Annotated in this window: 22 protein-coding genes; 10 read left to right on the forward strand and 12 right to left on the reverse strand. The window is 36.2% G+C overall.

From position 1 onward, the window contains the following. Window positions 1–58: 58 nt before the first annotated feature. From VHP32_05035 to VHP32_05060, 6 genes are all read right to left on the reverse strand, one after another. A complete protein-coding gene (locus VHP32_05035; protein HEX2787251.1) occupies window positions 59–1,786 on the reverse strand; it encodes a PDZ domain-containing protein in 1,728 nt (575 codons plus the stop codon). Between the two features lie 102 nt (window positions 1,787–1,888). After that, on the reverse strand, window positions 1,889–2,359 hold the full coding sequence (locus VHP32_05040; protein HEX2787252.1) for a PTS sugar transporter subunit IIA: 471 nt from the start codon (window positions 2,357–2,359) through the stop codon (window positions 1,889–1,891). Between the two features lie 73 nt (window positions 2,360–2,432). Next, window positions 2,433–4,883 (reverse strand): sugar phosphate nucleotidyltransferase, encoded by a 2,451-nt coding sequence (locus tag VHP32_05045; GenBank protein ID HEX2787253.1) that lies wholly within the window; start codon window positions 4,881–4,883, stop codon window positions 2,433–2,435. Window positions 4,884–4,926: 43 nt separating this feature from the next. After that, a complete protein-coding gene (locus VHP32_05050; GenBank protein HEX2787254.1) occupies window positions 4,927–5,289 on the reverse strand; it encodes a four helix bundle protein in 363 nt (120 codons plus the stop codon). 33 nt (window positions 5,290–5,322) lie between these two features. Continuing rightward, window positions 5,323–5,931 (reverse strand): LemA family protein, encoded by a 609-nt coding sequence (locus tag VHP32_05055; protein HEX2787255.1) that lies wholly within the window; start codon window positions 5,929–5,931, stop codon window positions 5,323–5,325. 140 nt (window positions 5,932–6,071) lie between these two features. Further along, window positions 6,072–6,935, reverse strand: a complete 864-nt coding sequence (locus VHP32_05060) for a hypothetical protein (protein ID HEX2787256.1) — start codon at window positions 6,933–6,935, stop codon at window positions 6,072–6,074. A gap of 172 nt (window positions 6,936–7,107) precedes the next feature. Between VHP32_05060 and VHP32_05065 the strand changes: the two genes are divergently transcribed. Then, a complete protein-coding gene (locus tag VHP32_05065) occupies window positions 7,108–7,491 on the forward strand; it encodes a hypothetical protein (protein ID HEX2787257.1) in 384 nt (127 codons plus the stop codon). A gap of 59 nt (window positions 7,492–7,550) precedes the next feature. Here VHP32_05065 and VHP32_05070 read toward each other — a convergent pair whose 3' ends face one another. From VHP32_05070 to mtaB, 5 genes are read right to left on the reverse strand one after another with little or no spacing between them, the layout of a single operon-like run. Next, window positions 7,551–8,147, reverse strand: a complete 597-nt coding sequence (locus VHP32_05070; protein HEX2787258.1) for a DUF192 domain-containing protein — start codon at window positions 8,145–8,147, stop codon at window positions 7,551–7,553. An 8-nt stretch (window positions 8,148–8,155) separates the two neighbouring features. Continuing rightward, the gene (locus tag VHP32_05075) at window positions 8,156–8,920 is read right to left on the reverse strand and encodes an enoyl-CoA hydratase-related protein (protein HEX2787259.1); all 765 of its coding nucleotides are present in this window, start codon (window positions 8,918–8,920) and stop codon (window positions 8,156–8,158) included. After that, on the reverse strand, window positions 8,921–9,718 hold the full coding sequence (locus VHP32_05080) for an ABC transporter ATP-binding protein (GenBank protein HEX2787260.1): 798 nt from the start codon (window positions 9,716–9,718) through the stop codon (window positions 8,921–8,923). It abuts the gene before it with no gap. 18 nt (window positions 9,719–9,736) lie between these two features. After that, a complete protein-coding gene (locus VHP32_05085; protein HEX2787261.1) occupies window positions 9,737–10,243 on the reverse strand; it encodes a histidine phosphatase family protein in 507 nt (168 codons plus the stop codon). 7 nt (window positions 10,244–10,250) lie between these two features. Beyond that, window positions 10,251–11,585 carry a tRNA (N(6)-L-threonylcarbamoyladenosine(37)-C(2))-methylthiotransferase MtaB gene (gene mtaB / locus VHP32_05090; protein ID HEX2787262.1) on the reverse strand — a complete coding sequence of 445 codons (1,335 nt, stop codon included), beginning with the start codon at window positions 11,583–11,585 and terminating at the stop codon, window positions 10,251–10,253. Between the two features lie 124 nt (window positions 11,586–11,709). On the opposite strand from mtaB, the gene VHP32_05095 reads away from it, so the two are divergent. Further along, window positions 11,710–12,162, forward strand: coding sequence for an NUDIX domain-containing protein (locus VHP32_05095; protein ID HEX2787263.1), 453 nt, complete (start codon window positions 11,710–11,712; stop codon window positions 12,160–12,162). A gap of 74 nt (window positions 12,163–12,236) precedes the next feature. Then, window positions 12,237–13,049, forward strand: coding sequence for a DUF4292 domain-containing protein (locus tag VHP32_05100; GenBank protein HEX2787264.1), 813 nt, complete (start codon window positions 12,237–12,239; stop codon window positions 13,047–13,049). A gap of 117 nt (window positions 13,050–13,166) precedes the next feature. Here the strand turns inward: VHP32_05100 and VHP32_05105 are convergent, their stop codons facing one another. Continuing rightward, on the reverse strand, window positions 13,167–13,802 hold the full coding sequence (locus VHP32_05105; protein ID HEX2787265.1) for a MarC family protein: 636 nt from the start codon (window positions 13,800–13,802) through the stop codon (window positions 13,167–13,169). Between the two features lie 117 nt (window positions 13,803–13,919). Between VHP32_05105 and VHP32_05110 the strand changes: the two genes are divergently transcribed. The 7 genes from VHP32_05110 to VHP32_05140 all read left to right on the forward strand — a co-directional run bounded on the left by VHP32_05110 (window position 13,920) and on the right by VHP32_05140 (window position 24,632). Next, window positions 13,920–15,704: an ABC transporter ATP-binding protein gene (locus VHP32_05110; protein HEX2787266.1), complete on the forward strand. Its 1,785-nt coding sequence runs from the start codon at window positions 13,920–13,922 to the stop codon at window positions 15,702–15,704. Next, a complete protein-coding gene (locus VHP32_05115; GenBank protein HEX2787267.1) occupies window positions 15,704–16,399 on the forward strand; it encodes an alpha/beta fold hydrolase in 696 nt (231 codons plus the stop codon). Before VHP32_05110 ends, VHP32_05115 begins: the two co-directional genes overlap by 1 nt. Before the next feature lie 102 nt (window positions 16,400–16,501). Beyond that, the gene (locus VHP32_05120; protein ID HEX2787268.1) at window positions 16,502–16,885 is read left to right on the forward strand and encodes a RidA family protein; all 384 of its coding nucleotides are present in this window, start codon (window positions 16,502–16,504) and stop codon (window positions 16,883–16,885) included. Continuing rightward, complete coding sequence (gene rsmA / locus VHP32_05125; protein ID HEX2787269.1) at window positions 16,885–17,700, forward strand: 16S rRNA (adenine(1518)-N(6)/adenine(1519)-N(6))-dimethyltransferase RsmA; 816 nt, start codon at window positions 16,885–16,887, stop codon at window positions 17,698–17,700. The genes VHP32_05120 and rsmA overlap by 1 nt, the downstream gene beginning before the upstream one ends. 99 nt (window positions 17,701–17,799) lie before the next feature. After that, complete coding sequence (gene mfd, locus VHP32_05130; protein HEX2787270.1) at window positions 17,800–21,213, forward strand: transcription-repair coupling factor; 3,414 nt, start codon at window positions 17,800–17,802, stop codon at window positions 21,211–21,213. A gap of 33 nt (window positions 21,214–21,246) precedes the next feature. After that, window positions 21,247–22,998 (forward strand): glycosyl hydrolase family 8, encoded by a 1,752-nt coding sequence (locus tag VHP32_05135; GenBank protein ID HEX2787271.1) that lies wholly within the window; start codon window positions 21,247–21,249, stop codon window positions 22,996–22,998. Window positions 22,999–23,066: 68 nt separating this feature from the next. Next, window positions 23,067–24,632, forward strand: coding sequence for a T9SS type A sorting domain-containing protein (locus tag VHP32_05140; protein HEX2787272.1), 1,566 nt, complete (start codon window positions 23,067–23,069; stop codon window positions 24,630–24,632). Window positions 24,633–24,643: the final 11 nt, after the last annotated feature.

The following is a 24,643-nucleotide window of genomic DNA, read 5'->3' on the forward strand; positions in this document are numbered from 1 at the left end:
GAAAACTACCGGGATGACCCAAAGGGTTCCCCCCGCTTTTGCGGGAATAAATTCACATTTATCCTTTAATCCACTTATTAAAAACCTTAAGCTGATTTTCGGTCGGGTATTTTGTTAAACTTAGTTTGTAAACAGGAATTGCAGTTAACAAAGTAACTTTGATTTCTTTTTCGAGTCCGTCTCTGTCGATTCTTACAATAAGTTCATCACCTGTTTCGTTTGCGTTAAGGACTGCATCATAGTTTGCCTTTGTTACGGTCTCGCCGTTAATGGAAATTATTCTGTCTTTAAAATTTAATCCTGCTTCAAATCCTGTTCCGCCTTCATAAACTTTTGTAATTTGGATTACAGAATCCAAAACAACAGTATATTCAACATCAAGACTGATTTTATCTTCAGCATTTTTATTTGTCATGTCAATACCGGCATAGCCAAGATATTCTTCCAAAGGCAGGTCCTTTGTTCCGGCAATGTAGTTTTTCCAGAACGATTTGAGATTCTTTCCGCTTACCTGTTCGCACAGCTCTTTTATTCTTGCGTCGTCATAACCGCGTTCAGGATTGTTCTTATAATCCTGCCACAATAATTTTAAAACATTATCGAGAGATTTTCTTGCGTTAGTTGCGCGAATTATTTCTATGTCAAGCATCATTGCAACAAGCGCACCTTTCGTGTAATATGAAATTTGGGAGTTGCGGTTGTTTTCATCCTGGCGGTAATATTTTATCCAGTTATCGAAGCTTGATTCTTCAAGCGACTGCTTAAAGCGTCCCGAAAATCTCATTATATCATTTACATCACGTTCGATGTATTCTATATATTCTTCGTCATTAAGTATGTCAGCTCTTCTTAAAAAGACATTGTCATAGAAACTTGTCCAGCCTTCTGTTACATAATGCATTTTTGTGTAGTTCTCATTGTCGTAATCAAACGGACCAAGAGCAACAGGTCTGATTCGTTTTACATTCCATAAATGGAAAAACTCATGTGAGATTAGCCCTAAAAATCTTTTGTATCTTTCGGGATTATCAAAAAGATTTCTGTCACCAATTGCTGCAAAGGAATTTTTATGTTCAAGCCCGCCGCCGCCATTTTTTACAAGAAGAATTATGAATGTAAAATCTTCATAGGGTAAATCATCAAATAAATCTTTTTCAACTTCTACAATTTTTTTGAAATCCTTCTTTAATGTATCTGCATTATAATTTCCTTTTCCTGCCATGCAGATATAATGTTTTTTGCCGGCAACGGTGAACTCAATTATCTCCTGATTGCCGATTTCAATCGGACAGTCAATAAAGTTATCATAGTTTTCAGCTTCATATTTATTTTTAGCAATCTTTCTTAATCCGGTTGAAATTTCTTTCCAGGTTTTATATGGATTAATTTTAAGTATGCATTTGCTGTCAAGCCGTCCGCGAACAAACATAAATACACCGGAAGAAGAAATAAATGCATGGTCGATATTCACCTGGCTTGTACGGACAGTCAGTTCATTGCAGTAAACGCTATAAGTCAGTTTGACTTCACTTGCGCCTGCGCAGTTGACCTGCCAGGTATTTTTATTTATTTTAAATACTTCAAGCTCCTTGCCGTTTTCATTAAATGCTTTTACACGCTCTATGTGTCTGCCGAACTCACGTATTAAATAAGAACCGGGGGTCCATACGGGCATTGAAAATAGCAGAGATTCTTCCGAATCAGTTGAAACAAGAATTTCTACATCGCAATAATTATTCTGGGGTTTGGAAAAAGACAGAGTATATTGAATCTGGTTTTTTTTCAAGTCTTTAAATTCTTTGAAAGGTTTTGATTTAACGGATTGAACTAATAGGAATAAAAATAAAAATGGAAACAATAACCTTAATATCATCATCCGGTATAAGCTTTAAACATCGGTAATATGCTGTTCTTCTTCCTGAAAAAGCTTTAAGACATCCGCAGAATTCTTAGCGAGCAAAAGTTTTCCTCTAAACTCATCTTTATTCATAATTCTGGAAATTCGGCTAAGCAGTTTTATATGAACATTAAGCAAGCTGTCTTTGCCAACAAGCAGGAAAATAAATCTTACAGGTTCGGAATCAATGGAATCAAAATCAATCGGTTTTTTTGTAATGCCGAACGCCGCAACGACGTCAGAAATCTCATCTGTTTTTCCGTGGGGGATTGCAAACCCCTTGCCGACTCCCGTCGATACGAGCTTTTCACGATCGAATACGCATTCACGAACTCTCTCAAGATTCAATACTCTTCCCGAGTTGTTTGCAAGGTCAACCATTTTATTTATTGCTTCGGTTTTATCCGCTGCATCAAGGTTAACCATAATTGTCTGCTCAGTTAAGATGTCACTTATTTTCATTTTGGTATAAAATTTCTATAAAATTAATATTTTTATTAACGAAGTCATTCCCGCGAAGGCGGGAATCCCCGTATTATTCGGGAATATATTTTAATGCTTTTTCTTTATACTCTTTTAAAAGTTTTTCCGATTTTTCTTTTGATTCGGTTTCAATATTAAGATGAATGATATTCCTGTCTTTGTCGGGAATAAACAAAACCGTATCGACTCCCGTATCAACTCCATTGAGGAATAGTTTTACACCATCTATAAGCTGTTGTTTAAAGCTAATCGTATCTTCCATAAACTGCCTCATCACTTTCCCTTTTTCTTCTTTTGGGCAGGTAAGATTTTCCTTAACCATATACAGACGCGGTGTTTCTTTGTCGAGCTGTTCAATTGTTACGCCGCTAATTGCAAGCATTTCAAGAATTTTTGCAATTGAAAACATTCCGTCTGTTGCATGTAAAAATTCCGGGAATAAAAATCCTCCCATTACGCCGCCGACAAATTTAACTTCTTTATCCTCGCAAGCCATCATCATTGCATAGTGCGAATCTTTTACGCGAACAACTTCAACGCCGAATTCTTTTGCAACAAGGTCAACTTCAGAAGTTGCCTGAACAGGCACGGCAACTTTTTTCACACCGGGATGAGTCATTAAAAATAATTTTAATACAAGCACAAGAAAACGGTGCCCATCGAGCTTTTTACCGTCGGGAGTTACGAGCCAGGTTTTTTCACCGCCTGCATCAATCATGAAACCTAAATCATAATCAAGCGCTTTTATTACATGAGTAAAATTCTCAAATGCTTTGTTAAACTCATTAATCGGCCGGGTGATTTTATCCTTATCGAGGTAACCGGATAACGAAACTATTTGTATGTCGAACTCACCTAAAATGTTCGGGAGTATTTCAGCAGTTATTCCGTATGAATAATCAATTACAAGTTTAAACTTTCTTTTCTTGATAACATTAACATTAAGACAGCTTAAGAAAAAATCTTCGTACTTCTCATTGGTTCGTTCGGGAAAACGGATGCTGCCCACATTATAAAACGATGCGCGCTGATATTCCTCACTGAAAAATAATCTTTCGATTGATTTTGTTTTGTTGCTTGATAAATCTTTTCCGTCTTTATCAAAAAATATAATGTCGGAAGTTGCTTTATCGAAAGGCGATTTGCGCACAAATATACCTCCTGAACCGTTACCGCTTTTAAGCTCCTGTCTCAACATCGGAATGGGAATTAACTGCAAATCAATAACCGAGCTTCCCGCTGAAAGTAGTCCGCTTGTTATTGCGCGTTTAATCATATTCGATACATCGTCGATGTCTCTGCCTATAATGATTTTTTTATTTTCACCGATGTAAGCGCCATAAACCGCGCCGAGCTTTGCAGCAAACTCGGGGTTTATCTGCAAGTTTGAAAGTCCTGAAATTCTTGAATCGGTGAACAGTTCATTAAAAAAAGTATCCTCGTAAATTAAGCTCTTTGTAATCTTTGCGTTGTTGTCGATTTGTTTCTTATCCCAGATTTTTATGCTCGAGCTTATAAAAACATTCTTGCCGATTTCGCAATTATCGCCAATAAAAACAAAATCGTTGACTCGTGTGTTTGCTCCGATTGTGCAGTGATTTCCGATAACGTCAAAAAGCAAGTTTACTTTTGAGCCGACATGCACGTTTCGCCATAAAACCGAGTTTCTGATTACGGCACCGCTGTCGATGACGCAGTCTTTACCAATAATACTATTTTCAATAATCGCTCCGTTGCCGAATTTCACCGATTTATCAATGCAGTTTCCTGCAGCATTTTTTTGTTTTATATAATATAAATCACCCCGAAGCGCTTCCATATTTGCAAGCATATATTCTTCCAGGTTTCCGACATCACGCCAGTAACCTTTGCATTTGTAGCCATATAATGCTTCATTCAAGCCAAGCAATTTTGGAAATAAATCTTTTGAGAAATCATAATTCTCTCCTTTAGGTATGAAATCAAAAATTTGTTTATTGAAGCAATAAATCCCTGTGTTTATTGTATCGGAAAAAACTTCTGAAGATGAGGGCTTTTCGAGAAAGCGGACTATTTTTCCTTCATCGTTTGTGAGCACAATTCCGTACTGCAAAGGATTTTCTGCGCTGTAAAGAGAGATGGTCGCAAGAGAATTTCTTTTGTTGTGAAACTGCATTACTTCGGTGAGATTAAAATCTGTAAGAACGTCGCCGCTTATAACAACAAACTTATCATCAATAAATTCTTCCGTGTATTTGACTGCTCCGGCTGTTCCGTAATCTGCATCAGGAGTCACATATCTTATAGTAACACCAAAATCTTTTCCATCTCCGAAATATTCCTGAATTTTATCAGGCATAAAATAAAGCAGCATAACAAAGTCGGTGATTCCATGAAGCTTAAGCAGATTAAAAATATGCTCAAGCATCGGCTTGTTAACTACCGGAACCATCGGCTTTGGAATGTTATTGGTCAGGGGTCTTAACCTCGTACCGAACCCTCCCGCCATTATGACAGCCTGCATACTCAATTAACAATTTACAATTAGCAATGTGCAATTATTCACATTACTTTTTACCCCTTGAAGTTCTTATAATACTAAATAAAATTTTACTTATTTCCTCATTATCGTTAAACAATGATAAAAACATTTTTGGGTCAATAAACTCAGTTTCCTTCAAAAGTCTTAGCCAATAATTTGTTTCTCTTGACTCTTTATAAGCTATTGAAAGTTTATTTGAAAAATCTGCCTTACTTATTCCACCGATTCCTTCTTCAACATTTGCACCTATAGAAGTACCACATCTTAAAACTTGTTTTGAAAGAACAAACTCTTTTTTGTTTTTAACTAAATACTTATATAGTTTGATTATTCTAACAGCAAAGTCAAAGGATTTCTTTCTAATTATATTTTCAGAATTACTTTCCATTGTTCATTGTTCTTTGCTAATTGCACATTGACTTCATTTTTCTTTTTTATTAAAATCGAAATTTACGTCAGGAGCGTTTTCACTTCCTTCTTTTCCTTTAAAGTATGCTTTTTCTTTGAAGCCGAATATCTTTGCCACTATAAGCGTAGGAAAGCTTCTTACATTTGAATTAAACTCCTGAACAACTTCATTAAATCTTCTGCGTTCAACTGAAATTCTGTTTTCCGTTCCTTCAAGCTGCGACTGAAGCTGAAGAAAACTTTCGTTTGCTTTCAGCTGAGGATAATTTTCTGCAACAACCAATAATCTGGAAAGAGCACTTGAAAGCTGGTCTTGTGCCTGCTGGAATTGCTGGAATTTTGCCGGGTCACTTAAATCACCTGCAGTAATATTTGTTTGTCCGACTCTGCTTCTAGCATCGGTTACTTCAGTTAAAACAGATTTTTCAAAATCAGCCGCGCCCTGAACGGTTTTTACAAGATTCGGGATAAGGTCAGCTCTTCTTTGGTATTGGTTTTCAACCTGCGCCCATGCGGAATTGACTGCTTCCTCCTGGCTCACGAGGGTATTATAACCGCATCCTGAAAAGTTCAAAGAAACAAATGCCAAAAGTATTATTGCAATAAAATATTTAATTTTCATATAATTATAATTTAATTTCCTCATTTTCAGTAAGAATTTCGGAGGTTCATAAAAATACCATTTGGCATTTTTAGATACAATTCGAAAGGGATGTTGTAAAAATATTACTTTTAAAGAAAAACTCTGATTTATAAAAAGGTTTATTCTTTTTCAACACTTTTAAATCCGGCTAAAAGCAGTGATTCCAATTCGGGTCTCAAGTCCGTTTTGTAGATTTCTTCATAAAGTTCTAATGCTTCCTCATAATCTTCAATTCCAAGCTTTGCAACAGCTAACCCCCAAAGAAAAATGCTGTAATGAGCCGGTCCGACTGCTACACCATTGACAAGGTATAATTTATCGGCTTCAAGAGTTTTTACAAAATCAAGCCTGCCGCCTATTGATTCTTTTTTTATGTAAGTTTCGATATCGCCAAGACTTAAAGATTTTATACTCATCAAATCTTTAGAAAGCCCGGTAACTTCTGATTTTAATTCTTTATAGTTTTGAACTTTATATTTTGCATTTTGAAATTCAAATAATTTTATTCCATTTTCAAAGTATATTTTTGCTTTGGAGTCAACCTTAAGTCTGACCAATTCTTCAGCCCGTTTCTCGCTTATAGCACCTGTAACAGTACATGGAAATAGTGCGTTTTTTTTGGAGCCTGGAAAAATAACATTATAAAAATATTTTGTTTTTCCATCTTCAACTTTTATGATTGGCATTATCATGAACTGGACGTTTCTATTTTCGTGAATGATAAAGAAATATGACGGCAAACTTCTTGCGAATTTTATGTAATCTTCCTTTGTAGGGTTATCATTCATGTAAACCGATGATTCATCGTTTGCAATGTTATCATCAATCGTATAATATCCGCAGTCAATTTCAAAATCATCAACTTCGTCTTCACTTAATATAACACTATTAAAAATCGGATTTCCATGACGGTCATACTGACAATAACCTTTGGAAGAAAAAAGAATTGCAAAAAAAATAATTGTAAAAATTAGAAATTTCATTGGGGGTATGTTTGTTGGAAATGAAAATAAGTAAATAATAAAATACTATAAATACTTTAACTCGATAAGTATTATAATTCATTGATTTTTTAATAACTTAATTCAAATTATTTATATTAATAAATTAATTTTGGCATAAAATTTGTTCTAATAATGGCGATTTTTGAAGATTATGGCAGACGAAATAAAATATACAGAAAGAGAAGCGCAATTAAAGTTCGCAGGTGACCTGTTCACCGATGTGTGGAAATTGCTTGAAAAGAAAAACCGCACTGAAGCTGAAGATGATGAGATGGTAAATGCGGCTCATGCGTCATTGCATTTCTGGACTCAGTTCGGAAAACCGAAAAATCTTGCGACGGGACATTGGCAGGTATCGCGCGTTTATTCCGTTTTGAAAAGACCTGAGCCGGCTTTATATCACGCTAAGAAATGTCTAGAGATATGCGAGAAGAATAAAATCTCCGAGAACGAATTTGACATTGCATGGGCTTATGAAGCAATCGCCGCCGCATATGCTGCAAAAGCACAGTTAGTAAAAGAAAAGAAAAAATAATTTTTTGCTATAAGCAAAAAATTATTCCCGCGAAGCGAGAACCCCAGCACAATTAATTATTAATTCTTTCTAAACTCGATTATATCACCTTCCGCAATTCCAAACTTATCACTCAGGCCACCATTTATTTCCACGACATACATAGCATTTTTTTCCGATGGCAATGAATCAAGACTGAAAGGTTTTGTCATTTTATAAATCTTTACAACTTCATTTTTTTCATTGATATAAATTATATCAAGCGGAATTTTTGTATTCTTCATCCAGAAGGATTGAGGTTCCGATCTTGGAAATAGAAAAATCATCGCTTCGTCTGTTCCCATCTGCGCGCGGTACATCAAACCCTGAGCACGTTCCTTGTCTTCATCTGAAACTTCAACATTAAATTTATGCAAAATTTTCTTGCCCCCTTTCTTCATAAAGGTAACCTCTCCTTCTTTTGTGAATATTGTATCAGTTATCGGAGGCGGCTGATACTGTTGAATTGTAGGTTGATGCGGAGGCGTCATCACTTCTTCTTTTTTGATAAAAAAGATATAAATCAAATATGCAGCAACTAAAACCAATACACCTATAAAAATATATTTCGGCATATTGCTGTTATTCTTATTGCTGTTCTGTTTGTTAACTTTATTTGTTTGTTTTGATTTAGACATATAATATATTATTTCTTATTTAGGAAGTTAGAAACACCCTTTTTGCATTCATCGGTCATGCGGGTGATTGCATTAAGGTCAACTGCATAGTCAAGCGCAGACTCAAAGCTCATAGAAGAAATATTTCTGAACATTTCTTTAGTAAGCATCATTGAGCTTAAAGGAAGCTTATTAAAATCATCGCACAACTTCATTGTAAAGTCTTCAAGCTCGTTTTGTTTTACGGCATAATTTGCAAACCCGATTCTGACCGCTTCATCTGCGTTAATAAATCTGGATGATAAGAGTAAATCTTTCGCGTGAGTTTCGCTAACACGCTTTAATAAAAAAATCATCACAATTGCAGGAATGAAACCGATTTTCACCTCAGTATATCCGAACTGTGCTTTGTCCGAAGAAATGATTATATCACACGCTGAAGCAATTCCGCATCCTCCTGCAAGAGCATAACCATCAACCATTGCAATGACCGGTTTTCTGCAGTTATATATTGCCATCAGCATATTTTTAAACTTCGTTGAGTCTTCTTTGTTCTGTAAAACATCAAACTCGGAAATTTTTTGAAGGTAATCGAGGAATAATCCCGAGCAGAAATTCCCTCCGGCTCCTGTGATTACAATTGATTTTGAGTCCTTGTCACCAGAAAACGAATTCATCGCATCGGTAATTTCAAAAATCATTTCTTCGTCAAGCGAATTTCGTTTCTCAGGACGGTTTAAAATTATTTTCCTTGTCTGATTGTAATGCTCAATTAAAATTTTATTGTAAGCCATTTATAATATTATGTGATTATTATTCTGAATGTTGATTAATTTTGCTTCGGTTAAAAAAAATTTTAGCAGATTTATTTCGTTTAATATATCTCTGGGTTTTCCCGCAGCGGCAATTTTTCCGTTATCCATAACAAGAACCCTGTTAGAATATTTTAAAGCAAGATTCAAGTCGTGGATTACATTAACTATTGTAAGTCCTTTACAAGCATTTAAAAATTTTAATATCTCAAAAATTTCTTTCTGATGATGAATGTCCAAAAACGTTACCGGCTCATCTATTATTAAAACCTTTCCCGACAAATCGGATGTAACATCAAGCTGAACTAACGCAAGTCCCAGCAGGCATTTTTGTTTTTCTCCTCCCGAAAGCTGACTCACAAGCTTATCTCTATAATGCTCGAAATTAGTCAGCTTTAAAACTTCATCGACAATTCTTCTGTCTATATTATTATAAGTATATTCAAAATTATTTTTATATGCATATCTCCCGAGAAGTAAAAACTCTGATACTTTAATGTCGTATGTTTCATTAATTGCAAATTGTGGAAGATAGCTGAATGATTTTGCGAGTTCTTTTCGCTTTATTTGCAGAATATTGTTATTATTATGAAGAATTTCTCCGCTATAATGATGAAATATTCCTGCAAGACATTTTATCAAGGTGGATTTTCCCGAACCGTTTCTTCCCGTAACACTTAAAAAATCTTTTTCAAAAATTTCTAAGTTAACATCAGATAACCTGAAACCGTTATTGGAATACTCAAAGTTCAGATTTTTTATTTCAACTAATGTTTTCATTAAGAAAAAATATCAGAATTAAAATTCATAGATAAAATTCATTTCATCAGGGTCGAAATACCACTCAAGCTCACCTTTAACATTTTCAACATCAAAGTTAATTTTACACACCGCAGCTTTCTTAAAACCGGTATTGGTTATATTCTGTCCTGTTAAATGAAACATAAGTTTTCCCATCGTCGGTTCATGACCGACACAGCATACTTCATCATGACCGGTGTTCTCAAGGAGTCCGATTATTTTCGCAATTGTTGTGTCAGTGCTCAGTTCATTTTTCAATTCAACGTTTATTTCTGCTTCGCTTGGAAAAACCAATCTGCTCGCAAGAATCTCCGCAGTCTGAACAGCTCTTATCAGCGGGCTTGAATAAATTAATCTGAGGTCACGCAGCTCATCTTTTAAACCATGAAAAACTGTGTTTGCTGTTAATCTTCCTTCCGGAGTTAGAAAACGAAATTCATCGCTCTGAACTACATCGGTTTCAAAAGATATAGCATCAGCATGTCTGATTAGATAAACTTTCAAAGGTTGATTATTTTTGCATTATTTTAGCAGTGACGGGCAAAGCTCCGTTTGGAGACTCAAGAATAACATCCGAGATTTGATTTTCGATATCGTTTTCGGAATCAACTTTTACGCGGATATAATTTGTTGTGTATCCTTCAACAGTGCCGTCATTTTTTTGCGCTTCAAATAAAACCGATTGCTTGGTTCCGATATATTTAGAGTAAAACGCAGAGCGTTTTTCGGTTGATAATGTTCTTAATTGTTCGCTTCTGTGACGGCGTTCGCTGATTTCAACCCTGCCGGGCAGTGTTACCGCAGTGGTATTTCTTCGTTCGGAGTATGTGAAAACGTGCAGATAGCTTATCGGCAACGACTCGAGGAAGTTATAAGTATTTTCAAAATGCGTTTTTGTCTCACCCGGGAATCCTGTGATGACATCAACACCGATTCCGACGTCTTTGATTTTATCATTTAGTTTGTAAATTAAATTTTCATAATAATCATTCGTGTATCTTCTTCTCATTAGCTTTAAAACATCTTTATCACCGCTTTGCAACGGAATATGAAAATGATTGCAGAATTTTTTTGATGAGCTTACAAGGTCAATGATTTCATCGTTCAGTAAATTTGGTTCAATGGAGCTTATTCTTATGCGTTGAATGTCGAGCTTTTCAAGCATATATAAAACATCAATCAATTTGTATGTTAATTGCTCATTACCCATTGCTAATTGATGATTGTAATCGCCTGTGTTTACACCCGTTAAAATAATTTCTTTATATCCGGCATCGATGATTTTCTTTGCGTTGTCGAGAACTTCGTTGATTGGAAGGCTTCGTGATTTGCCGCGTGCAAGTGGAATTGTGCAGAACGAACATTTGTAATCGCATCCGTCCTGAATTTTCAGAAACGCTCTTGTGCGTGAGTCTATATCCGCAGAATATGCGCCGTTGATATTTTTTATTTCGGTTTCTGGGCTTCTGAACACACATGACACGTCATTCTTTTCGAAGTTCTGAATGTAATCGAACAGCTTAAATTTTTCGTTTGCTCCGAGCACAACATCGACACCGTTTATCGAAGCAATTTCATCAGGCTGAAGCTGTGCATAACAGCCCGTCACAATAATATATGTATCGGGATTTTGACGTAAGATGCTCCTTACGATTTGACGGCATTCTTTGTCAGCATTTTCCGTCACTGAACATGTATTCAAAACAAAAACATCGGATTTATCCCCGTAATTTTTGATTTTGAACCCGCGCGACTCGAACTGCTTAGCCAAAGTCGAGGTCTCGCTATAGTTTAGCTTACACCCAAGCGTATGTAGAGCAACACTTTTTACACTAGTATCCATCATACAAAATTAACGATTTTAATGCTTTTAAATAAGGTTATAAATCAGTAAGACAGGAGTAAAAACGTTGAATTTTGAGTAAAAATAAGCTAATTTAATAAACTCAAACCTAAACTTTTAAATCAAAATGCTTCACAGAATCTCAGCCAGGGGTTATCTTGAAAAAGATAATAAAGTATTATTCATTGAATATAAAGATGAATTTGGAATTTTCTATGCTTTGCCGGGAGGAAGACAGGAAGTAAATGAATTTTTAGCGGAAACTTTAGTGCGCGAGTTTAAAGAAGAAGTCTGTCTTGATGTTGAAGTGGCAGAAGTTATAATGGTCAGGGAGTTCACAAGGGAAACTTCAGAATTTGAACCCTGGCGAAACGGGATTCACCAGGTTGAGGTAATTTTTAGATGCAAATGCACCGATGAAAGCCAGACTGCATGCGATGGAAGTGTTCCTGACCCGGGTTCGAGAGGGCTTAAATGGATAGATAAATCGGATTTTAATAAATACAGAATTTATCCGCTCCAAAATTTAATAGAAGAAATAGAAAATCCGAGCTTTTCTTATCTCACTTCACGGGATTAAACCATTTCATAATTATTTCAAAATCTTTAACTTTCCTTAATAGGCTATCGATTAATTTTTCATAAATTTTGCGTATGAAAAAATCACTACTACTTGTCATAACACTTTTCTTAATTAGTATTTCAAACGTTTCTTTTGCTCAGGATGATGAAGGTAATACTTCCGATTCTGTTACCAGTTCCATAGTCGACCCGATAAGCGAGTTTGTTTTTGCAACAATGAAAACTGTTAATGAAAACTGGCTTGAGATGAACGACATAAAAGCAACAGGAACAATTAAGATTAATACACGCAGCATTGATGAAACAGCGGACATTGAGTCAGTTGTGAGAAAGAAAGATGATTTGTATTTTAAAATTGACGGACCGCTTGGTGTTGATGTCGGTGCAGGACATTTCAACAGAAAGAAATTTGTGTTTTGCGACTATTTGAATGAAAAGTGCTACACGGGGACTACGAATAATCTGAACATTTCATCACTTACAAAAATCAGCGTATCGTTCGATGAGCTTATGAATATCATTTCCGGGGGAGCAAGAATCAGAAAATATACGACCGATTCCGTCTGGTACACCGAGGAAGGTAATGATATCGTTTTGCAATTTATGTCTGCGAAAAAAACTTATAGAAAATTTTATGTTGATAAATCCTCAATGCTTGTGAAGAAGTTTATTTATATGAATGAAAAACGCCAGGTAGTGCTGAACGTTGAGTATGCGAATCTTGTGTATTACGGCAACGGCGCATTCGCAAAAACAATTTATGCCTCAAGACCTTTCAAAGGTGAGTCGTTCATAATTCAGTACGAAACATTTAATAATAACAATCCGTATTTAAGCTTTAATGTAAGTGTTCCCGGTGATTTTAGGAGAGTTGCTTTGAAATGATTATGTTGTTGGTGAAAACACCAACAACGGCAATTAAAAGAAGTTCAGTTAAGTAAAAATTGTTGAAGTTTTTTTATGAGTATTCTTTGAGTCTTAGCGCCTTTGCGGCAAGATGTTTTACGGCTTAGGTGCGTTCAATCCGGGAATTAATTGCAAAAGTCCTGAAATTATCATTTCAACAGCAATAGCAGCAACCAAAATTCCGGAAATTCTTGTCAGCACATCAACACCATTTTCTTTTAAGTAAACCTGCATCTTTGCGGAGCCCCTTAGTGCAAGCCATGTTGCAATCGCAACAATGACAATCACAACGCTAATCATAAGGTCATTCCAGATGCTTGTGCTTTGTGTTGCATAAAGAATTACACTACTGATTGGTCCCGGTCCTGCAAGAAGAGGAGTTGCCAGAGGAACTATTGCAATATTCTTTTTAGTTGGAGTTGCTGCAGGAGAATTATTGTCATCACCCAAAACCATTTTTAAAGCAATGAGAAAAATTATTGTTCCGCCTGCAAGTGTGAACGCGGGAATGGTAATTGCAAATATCTGCAGAATTAATTTGCCGAGGAATAATGCGATTAAAAGAATCACCGCAACACCGATGGCGGCAGTCTTAGCAATTTTTTGTTTTTGCTCGTCGGGCATTGTGGAAGTTGAAGCGAGATAAACAGGTATGCCTTCAAGCGGATTAACAAGAACAAAGATTGAAATGAAAATTTTTATGTAATAAGCTATTCCCTGTGCAATTTCCATACATTTAAGTTAATTTATTCCTGTTAAAAATTACAGATATAAAACTTAACTCTGCATTTTTTTCTAACCTAAATCAAAATTATAATTTGCATATTTTAATGCTCTCAGAAAAATAAAGTGAAACTCTTATATTCATACTTACAAAACTATCGCGGATTGGTTATTCTTGCGCTTGTTCTTGCGGCTATTAATCAGGTTTTTTCACTTCTTGACCCGTTTGTGTTCAGGTATGTAATTGATAACTATGCAACAAAATACGAACAATATACAACGAATCAATTTTTGCAGGGAGTGATAGGATTGCTTCTTCTCGCTGTCGGCGCGGCTCTTGTGTCAAGGATTGCAAAAAACTTTCAGGATTACTATATCAATGTAATCACACAGCGCCTTGGCGCGCAGATTTATTCTGATGGAATAAAGCACTCGCTTGAGCTTCCATATCAGGAGTTTGAAGACCAGAGAAGCGGGCAAACACTTGGGATACTTCAAAAAGTTCGCATAGATGTTGAGAAATTAATTCAGACATTCATAAATATTTTATTTACTTCACTTGTCGGAGTAATCTTTGTGGGTGTTTATGCGTTTACAGTTCACTGGATTATTGCACCGGTGTATTTGCTTACTATTCCGGTAATCGGACTTTTAAGTTCGGTGATGAGCAAAAAAATTAAGAAGATTCAGAAAACAATTGTTGCTGAAACAACGGGACTTGCAGGCTCTACAACGGAATCGCTCAGAAACATTGAGCTTGTTAAATCACTCGGACTTTCTAATCAGGAAATTAACCGTCTTAATACAACGACAAATAAAATTCTTGCTCTTGAGCTTAACAAAGTAAAATACATCCGCCGTCTGAGCTTCATTCAGGGAACAATTGTGAACTTAATCCGCACGTCGATTCTGCTTATGATGATGTATTTTATTTTTACACAGCAGATTACCGTTGGTCAGTTTTTCACACTGTTTATTTATTCGTTTTTTATTTTTGGTCCTTTGCAGGAGCTTGGAAATGTGATTAATATATACCGTGAAACTGAAGTATCGCTGGAGAACTTTAAGAAAATTCTTGAGATACCTGCGGAGAAAAAACCTAAGAATCCGGTTATTATTAATAAATTGACTGAGCTTCAGTTTGATAAAGTATTTTTTAAACATCGCTCTGCGATGGTGCATGCACTTGAACATGTCTCGTTTGATGTAAACATAAGGCAGACAGTTGCGTTTGTGGGTCCGTCGGGTTCAGGAAAAACAACGCTTGTAAAATTGCTTGTTGGTTTATACCAGCCGGAGAAAGGCGATATATTTTATAACCATATTAACTCAAAAGAAATCGACCTCGATGCTTTCCGCGAGAAGATTGGGTTTGTAACTCAGGATACGCAGTTGTTTTCAGGAACGATTCGCGAAAATTTGTTATTCGTAAACCCGAAAGCTACAGATGAACAATGCATGGATGTTCTCCAAAAAGCTCAATGCAACAGTTTGCTTGCCCGTGCTGATAAGGGACTTGATACGGTGATTGGCGAGGGCGGTGTGAAAGTTTCAGGTGGTGAGAAACAGCGTCTTTCGATAGCAAGAGCACTACTCAGGCATCCCGACTTGCTTGTATTTGATGAGGCGACGTCTTCGCTTGATTCTATTACTGAAGAAGAAATAAATAAGACAATAAGAAAAATTTCAGAATCACAGGAACATATAACGGTAATGATTGCGCACAGGTTATCGACTATTATGCATGCGGACATGATTCACGTGCTTGAAAAAGGTCATATTGTTGAGTCAGGCAAGCATCTCGAACTTCTTGAGCTTAAGGGACTTTACTATGCAATGTGGCGCCAGCAAATCGGTGAGCGTGAAAGTATTCAGAAAGCTCTCACAACTGAAAAACCGGGAATGAATTGATGAAGAAAAATCTTTTACTCTTACATGGTGCGCTTGGTTCGAAGGAACAATTAACTGAGCTTGAAGAAAAACTTTCGAGTGATTTTAAGATTTATAAAATGAATTTTTCGGGTCATGGAGGGGAGAATTTTCCGGATGAACCTTTTTCAATAAAATTATTTTCAGATGAACTTGTAAAATTCATAAATGAAAATAATCTTCAAGGTATAGATGTTTTTGGTTACAGCATGGGCGGGTATGTCGCGCTGCATGCGGCTTTGAATAATGCGGGCACAGGATTGATTAACAAAATTTTTACAACTGCTACGAAATTTGACTGGAACGAAGAGACCTCAAAGAAAGAAGCAGGTATGCTGAATCCCGAAAAAATCGAAGAGAAGATTCCTGCATTTGCTGAGCAGTTGAAGCAGCGGCATGCACCGCAAGATTGGAAGCAGGTTTTAAACAAAACTGAGGAAATGATGCTGAATTTGGGAAAAAATCCTGAATTAAAAGAATCCGATTTTGAAAAAATTCAGAATGAAGTTTTGATTAGCGTGGGTGATAAAGATAATATGGTTTCGATTCAAGAAACGAAAAATACATCAGAAAAAATTCCGAATGCAAAGTTTTTACTTTTGGAAAATACTCCGCATCCGATAGAAAAGATTTCTGTGGATTTGCTTTCAGGTGAAATAAAAAAGTTTTTTAAATAAAAAACTAATATTTACTACGAATTATACAAATTACAATAATTAAAAGATTTTTGAAAAATTAAATTAGTATAATTAGTATAATTCGTAGTTATTAAAATAATCATGACAGAAAAAAAATTATATTCAACGGGAACGGTCTGGGAAGAAAAAGTCGGTTACTCACGCGCAGTACAAGCGGGCAACATGATTTTTATTTCGGGAACGACCGCAGTAACTGACGGCAAAGTTGTCGGAATCGATAATCCTTATGAACAGACAAAAATCATTCTCGAAAAAATAAAAACTGCTCTTGAACAGTTTAATTCAAGTTTAAAAGATGTTGTCCGTGTCAGGATTTTTGTTACTAAGATAGACCATTTTGAACAGGTTGGCAGTGTTTTAGGTGAATATTTTAAGGACATAAAACCGGCAATGACATTGATGGAAGTATCGGCTTTTGTTGTGAGAGAAATGCTTATAGAAATCGAAGCTGATGCAGTGATTTAATGTCAGAGCTCGATAAAAAATATGAAAAATTTCGTCCGAAGAAATTTCTCGGACAGAATTTTTTGGTTGATGAAAACATTGCCAAGAAAATAATTTCATTCCTTGACATAAAAGATGGTGATAATGTTCTTGAAATTGGTCCGGGACATGGAGCTTTAACAAAGCATCTTATAAAGTTTAACATAAATTACACTGCTGTAGAACTTGACAAATTTATTGTAGAAGAGCTTACGAATAAGTATGGTGATAAGATTAATCTTATACATAAAGATTTTTTAGAATTTGATTTTTCACAACTTCACAACTTTACAACTTCACCAATTAAAGTTATTGGCAATATTCCATATAATATCACAACGGAAATTTTGTTTAAACTTTATGACAATAAACAATTTGTTCAAAGTGCGGTTTTGATGATGCAAAAAGAAGTCGCACAGAGACTGACTGCAAAACCTAATACAAAAGATTATGGGATTCTTGCAATCCTGACGCAGGTGAATGCTGTTCCGAAAATTGTTTATAATGTTCCACCGACAGCTTTTTTTCCAAAGCCAAAGGTAACGTCATCAGTTGTTAGGCTGGAACTCAAAAATGATTCTTATGTTATAAAAGATGTTGATTTATTCAAAAAAATCGTTAAAAGTTCATTTAACCAGCGGAGAAAAGTGATGCGAAATTCATTAAAAAAACTTTTTGAAGAAAAGGGCATTGAATTTGAGTCCGTGAATTTCGATTTTTCAAAACGTCCGGAACAGCTTTCTATTCAGGAATTTGTTGAATTGACGAATTCTATTAACAATATTTTAAGAAGTTAATTTGTGTAAACCTGTAATCTGTGGTTAGTTATTAACTTTTTTATCAGCGTTAAATTGTTTTGAAGCTTGCGTCTTTGTGACTTTGTGGCTATAATTTTTGTGAAAGACTTAAAAAAGAAAATTTTTCATTCCTCACAGTTCCAGTCCTTAAAAAGTTTTAAGGAAAGGGAATCCTATTGTCTTACCGGAGTTAACGGCTCGCTTACCTCATTCATTCTTGAATACATTTCTCAAAACGTTAATCCTAAAGTTTTTTTAATCTCATCAGAGAAAGACAGAATTAATAATCTGAAAGATGATTTGGATACAATCAGCTCATCTGAAAATGTTTCAATTATTCAGACGGGTGAACCCGATGATGAAGAACAAATCTCAAAATCACTGACACTTCTTTCAGAGGATGATTCATTTATAATTATATGTAACTCAAAAGAGCTTTCCAAAAAATTTATTGCGAAAGATAAATTTGTAGTTTCTATTATAGAGCTTGGAAAGGAAAAGGATTTTCCATTTAATGATTTGATTGCAAAGCTTTCAGCGTTTCATTATACGAGAAAAGATTTTGTCGAAGAGGTCGGTGATTTTTCTGTTCGCGGAGGTATTATCGATATTTATCCAGAGTCGCTCTCGACTCCAGTTCGTGTTGAGTTTTTTGGAGATACGGTTGAGTCTATCCGTGAGTTTGATATTACTACTCAACGTTCGTTAAAAGAAATTAGCTCGGTAAAATTCGGAATGAATCTTTCAACGCAGACAGACGAAGATGAAAATTATAAACCCGACAGCTCGATTTTTGAGTATATAAGTAATGATACATTAATCGTTCTTGATAATCCTGAAGTAACTCTCGCAGAGGTTGAGGATTTAAGCTTTATGGATATGCATCAGATTTGTTTGATAACTCAGTTTGAAAATCTGAATGTTCTTGAATCTCAAAATCTTTTACCCACCGGACAAAACTTTATTTTAGAAAATTTTTCAAGTAAACCACAGCCCGATTTTCATTCAAACCTCAGACATTTCTATTCAAATATATGCAACTATCAGCGTGACGGTTATGATGTTTATATTCTAAGTTCTGATGAAGTTCAAGCAGAGCGCTTTGAATCCTTGCTTGAAGATTTCAAAGATGAAGAAATTTTTAACAGAGATACACAGATACATTCAGTCAATTTTGATGAAGATAACGAAGAAGATAATTATAAAAAAGAAAGCTCTGCTTCGCTTGACATATCAAGAGTAAAATTTCTTAGTGATTCTTTGCATGAAGGATTTATTTTTAATGATGCCAACACGGTTGTTTATACAGAGCATCAGGTTTTTGGAAGATATTTCAGACAGTTCAAAAAGCGAAAACATAAGTTCAAAGGTTTAACCTTCAATGAATTAAAAGAACTTACGTATGGTGATTACATTGTTCACAGGGATTTCGGCATAGGTAAATTTGAGGGGCTGAAAAAAATTAAGGTTGGTAGCAATGAACAGGAAGCAGTGAAGCTGACCTATGATGCAGGGGATACGGTTTTTGTAAATCTGAATTACATTCATCTTATAAAAAAATATTCCAGCACGGAAGGATATGTTCCAAAACTTACAAGTCTTGGCGGCGGTGAATGGGATAAGCTTAAGCTTCGAGCAAAGAAAAAAGTTCAGGATATTGCCCGTGATTTAATTTTACTTTATGCAAAGCGAAAGTCCGAACAGGGTTTTAGTTTTTCACAGGACACACACTGGCAGAGAGAACTTGAAGCGAATTTTATGTACGAGGATACTCCTGACCAGTATAAAGCAACTGTCGATGTGAAGAACGATATGCAATCGCAAAGTCCGATGGACAGATTGGTTTGCGGTGATGTTGGCTTTGGAAAAACAGAAGTTGCTGTCCGCGCTGCATTCAAGGCGGTGCTCGATAATAAACAAGTTGCGGTGCTTGTGCCGACAACCATTCTTGCGGTTCAGCATTATAACACTTTCCGTGACCGTCTCTCACCGTTTGCGGTTGAGGTTGCGGTGCTTACAAGGTTTCAGACAAAGAAAGAACAAAAAGAGATTCTCGAAAAACTTGCCGAAGGAAAAATAAATATTATCATAGGCACTCATAGAATTTTGTCAAAGGACATACAATTCAAAGATATTGGTTTGCTTATAATCGATGAGGAGCAGAGATTTGGTGTGAAAGCAAAAGAAAAGATTCGTTCCATCCAACCGAATATTGATACATTAACTCTTACAGCTACACCAATTCCAAGAACGATGAATTTTTCATTGCTTGGCGCAAGAGATTTGTCGATTATTAATACACCGCCGAAAAACAGAAAACCGATTCATACTGAAATTATAAAAATGGACTGGGATAAACTTCATGAGATAATGAGTTATGAATTAAAACGCGGCGGACAGATTTATTTTGTAAATGATACAATTGAAAGACTATATACTCTTGCAGATAAAATAAGGCATGAGATTCCTCATGCAAAACCAAGCATTGCTCACGGGCAGATGGAGGCGCATCAGCTTGAAGATGCAGTTATAAACTTCATCGAGAAAAAAACTAATGTGCTTGTGTGCACAAAGATTATTGAGTCAGGATTGGATATTCCGAACGTTAACACGATTATAATAAATAACGCCGACAGATACGGCTTGTCGGAGCTTTACCAGCTTCGCGGACGCGTCGGCAGAAGCGAAACACAGGCATTTGCTTATCTCATCTCGTCGGGCAAGCTGACAAAGACCGCGATTAAACGTCTGCAGGCGATTGAGGAATTTACGGAACTTGGCTCGGGAATTAATTTATCTATGCGTGACATGGAAATTCGCGGAGTCGGGAATCTTTTGGGCAAAGAACAAAGCGGTTTTGTTCAACAGATTGGTTTTGAGCTATTTATGAGTATTATAGATGAAGCAGTTTCAGAACTTAAAGAAAATGAATTTTCGGAATTATTCAGAGAATTTGGAGATAAGGATAAAGCAATCGAACAGGATGAAAAGAAAGATGAAACTCAAAAACTCGGAAAGAAAATCGAAAAGAAACCAAGTCTTGTTACTATTAAGAGAGACCCTACTGTTATAGAAAACGACTTGAATGCTCTCATTCCGAAAGACTATATTGAGAATGACACCGAGCGTCTTAATATCTATAGAAAATTATATGAAGCTTCATTTGAAGAAGAGCTGAAAGAAATTAGAGCAGAGCTTATCGACAGATTTGGTGAGTTTCTTGAAGATGTTGAAAATCTTTTCGAGCTTGTGAGATTAAAAATCAAAGCAACGAATCTCGGTTTGGAAAAAATTTCAATTCAGGATAATTTGATTTCATTATATTTCCCGAAAGATAAAGAGCATCCGATTTTTCAGGGTGAATATTTTACGAATTTAATTGACAGGATTTCAAAAGATAATACAAAGAAGTTTAATATTTCAGGCGCAAAAGACCAGCTTATAATTGAAAAAGAAACAAATTCTGTGAAGGATATTGACCGCTTAAAAGAATTGGATAATATTTTAAATTAAATCCAAAGAGATTTCTTTTTCGTTTATACATATATGAAAAAAGCTTTATTCATATTGTTTCTTTTAATTTCCTCAAGTAATCTGTTCAGCCAGATCTATCCTTTTCCGCAAAACCAAACCTATCCCTTTGGAATAATGCCATCTAATCGCAATGCAGTCGATGCCGATTCTGTTTATGCTAACTGGAAAAATCGTCACATTACAACTGACGGCGCAGGTGCATTCAGGAGAGTTGTCTGGGATACCCTGCGTGCAACCGTCTCGGAAGGCATCGGATATGGAATGCTTCTTGCAGCTAACCGCGGCGATCAGGCATTGTTCAATGATTTGTGGGGATATTACAATTTGCATCTCGACCCGACAGGATTGATGATATGGATAATCGATTCACTTGGCAATCCATTCAGCATAGGCGGCTTTACTGCGGATGGCTCTGCAACTGATGCAGAAGAAGACGTTGCATATGCGCTGGTGATGGCACACAGGCAATGGGGAAGCGGAGGTGCAATAAATTATTTACAGGCAGCGCAGACACAGATAAATAAAGTTTTTCAGTATGAAATTGACTCGACATATTTTTTACCGAAATCAGGAAATGAACCAGGGGGAATTTACAGAGTCAACTTTTCATACTTTGCCCCTGCATATTACAGGGTGTTCAGAGAAATAACAAATAATCCGGGATGGGACAGCGTGCTGAATAATACTTATAATTTTTTATCGCTGTTTGTTTCAACTCATTCGTTAACAACAGGAATCGTTCCTGACTGGTGTTTTCCCGATGGAACACCATTCACACTTTGCCCGCCTGAATTTCCATGCAGATATACTTATTATTACGACGCATGCAGGACGCCATGGCGCATCGCAATGGATTATGTTTGGTTTGGCGACCCCCGTTCATTGGCTTTTTGTTCATTGATAAGTAATTTTGCCAGAAGTGTGGGTTCTGTGAATATTGTGGACGAATATACTTTGGGTGGAACACCGCTGGGTGTATATCATAACAATGCTTTTGTCGGACCTTTCGGTGTTGGCGCAATGGCGACTACATCGCTTAATCAGAACTTTCTCGACAGCATATATGCAGAAAATGTGAGCACTTTCAGCGGAAGATGGAATTATTATAATTCAAGTTTGAAAGCATTAACATTATTTATGCAGACGGGAAATTTCATCAGCGGACAAATCATATTACCCGTTAATTTGCAAAATTTCAGTTCACAAATTGCAAATAACACCGTTAATTTATTCTGGCAAACATCACAAGAAATAAATAATGAGAGGTTTGAGATTGAAAGATGTCAATTGTCAAGCGTGGGGTACTCTCCGGGTCATGGTGAATGGAAAAAAATCGGCACGGTTGCAGGGAGCGGAACCATAAATAGTGTGCAAAATTATTCTTTCACAGATGCAAATTTAAATTCCGGATTTTATAAATATAGATTAAAACAAATTGACTATAACGGTAACTATGAATACCATTCCTTGAAGGAAGAGATTATAATCGGTACTCCAAATAAATTTTACTTATCCCAAAATTATCCTAATCCGTTTAATCCTTCCACAAAAATAACCTATCAATTACCTTCTGATGGTTTTGTTAAGCTAAATGTTTATGACATTACGGGAAAACTTATTGCAAGTTTAGTAAATGAATTTCAAAAAGCCGGATATTATAATATTGAGTTTAATTCAACATTCCAGCTACCAAGCGGAATTTATTTCTACAGAATAATCTCTCACAGTTTTATTGAGACCAAAAAGATGTTATTAATTAAATAATTCCCACCAAATTATTTCTCTTTTACCCTTAATAAATGATGCTTAAATTAGGTTGTTAATTTTACTTTATGAAAACATTAATCCTGACTTTCATTTTCATACCTTCAATAATTTTTGCTCAATATACTAACGTTCAGATAACAAATATTTCAAATCCTGAAGAAGTTTCCATAATGATGGACCCGAAAAATACAAATAGACTTGTAGCGGGATGCAATATTAATGCATATTTTTATTCCTCAAACGGAGGACTGAACTGGACAAGAGGCACACTTTCGTCGACATACGGCGTATGGGGAGACCCCTGCATCATTATAGATACGCTTGGTCATTTTTATTATTTTCATTTATCAAATCCTTCATCAGGCGGTAGCTGGATTGACAGAATGGTGGTTCAGAAATCTACTAACGGAGGAGTGAACTGGTCAACTCCGGGCGCATACTTCGGATTATTTCCTCCAAAACAGCAAGACAAAGAATGGGCAGTTGTTGATACAAGAAATAATAATATTTATGTAACATGGACGCAGTTTGATTCTTACGGAAGTGCAAGTCCATTGGACAGCTCGATAATATTTTTTTCCAAATCGACAAATGCCGGAACAAACTGGTCAACTGCAATGAGAATAAACACAAAAGCAGGTGATTGCATCGATGAGGATAATACTGTTGAAGGCGCTGTTCCTGCAGTCGGACCAAACGGAGAAATTTATGTCGCATGGACAGGACCGCTCGGGCTTGTTTTTGACCGCTCTACAGACGCAGGCAACACCTGGCTTTCAAACGATATTCCGATAACTTCACAGCCGGGAGGCTGGGACTATTCGATTCCGGGACTTCAGCGATGCAACGGACTTCCTATAACCTGTTGTGATTTAAGCAGCGGACCAAATCGCGGAACTGTTTATGTTAACTGGTCTGACCAGAGAAACGGTTCAACCGACACGGATGTATTTTTAATTAAATCCACAAACGGTGGAACTAATTGGAGCACAATTAAACGTGTAAATGACGACCCTCCGGGCAAGCATCAGTTTTTCACATGGATGACCGTTGACCAGAAAACAGGTTATTTATATTTTGTTTTTCACGACAGAAGAAACTACACGGATACAAGAACGGATGTTTATATTGCCCGTTCAACCGATGGAGGAGAAACTTTTCAAAACATAAAAGTCAGCGCAACGCCGTTTACACCAAGCGCTTCAGTATTTTTTGGTGATTATAATAATATAATTGCTCACGATAATGTTGTCCGTCCAATCTGGACGCGTCTTGATGGAATGCAGTTAAGCATCTGGACGGCAATTGTTGATTTCACGACAGGTGTTTCGGATCCTGCCGGAAATATTCCCGAAAACTTTTCTTTATCACAAAATTATCCCAATCCCTTTAATCCTGAGACAAAAATAAAATTTGAAGTTCCCGTTACAAACGGCGCGGACCAGACTGAAGTCAAGCTTATTATATATGATGCTTTGGGTAAGGAAGTTACCCGGCTGGTTGAAGGACTTCTTCATCACGGAACGTACGAAGTTACATGGCTTGGCCTGGGATATCCGAGCGGAACGTATTTTTATAAGCTTGTATCCGGTGATTTTTCCGACACAAAAAAAATGGTTTTGATAAGGTAGCGTATCATTAA

The organism is Ignavibacteria bacterium, from assembly GCA_036262055.1.
In the GTDB taxonomy this organism is placed as follows: domain Bacteria; phylum Bacteroidota; class Ignavibacteria; order Tepidaquicellales; family Tepidaquicellaceae; genus DATAJP01.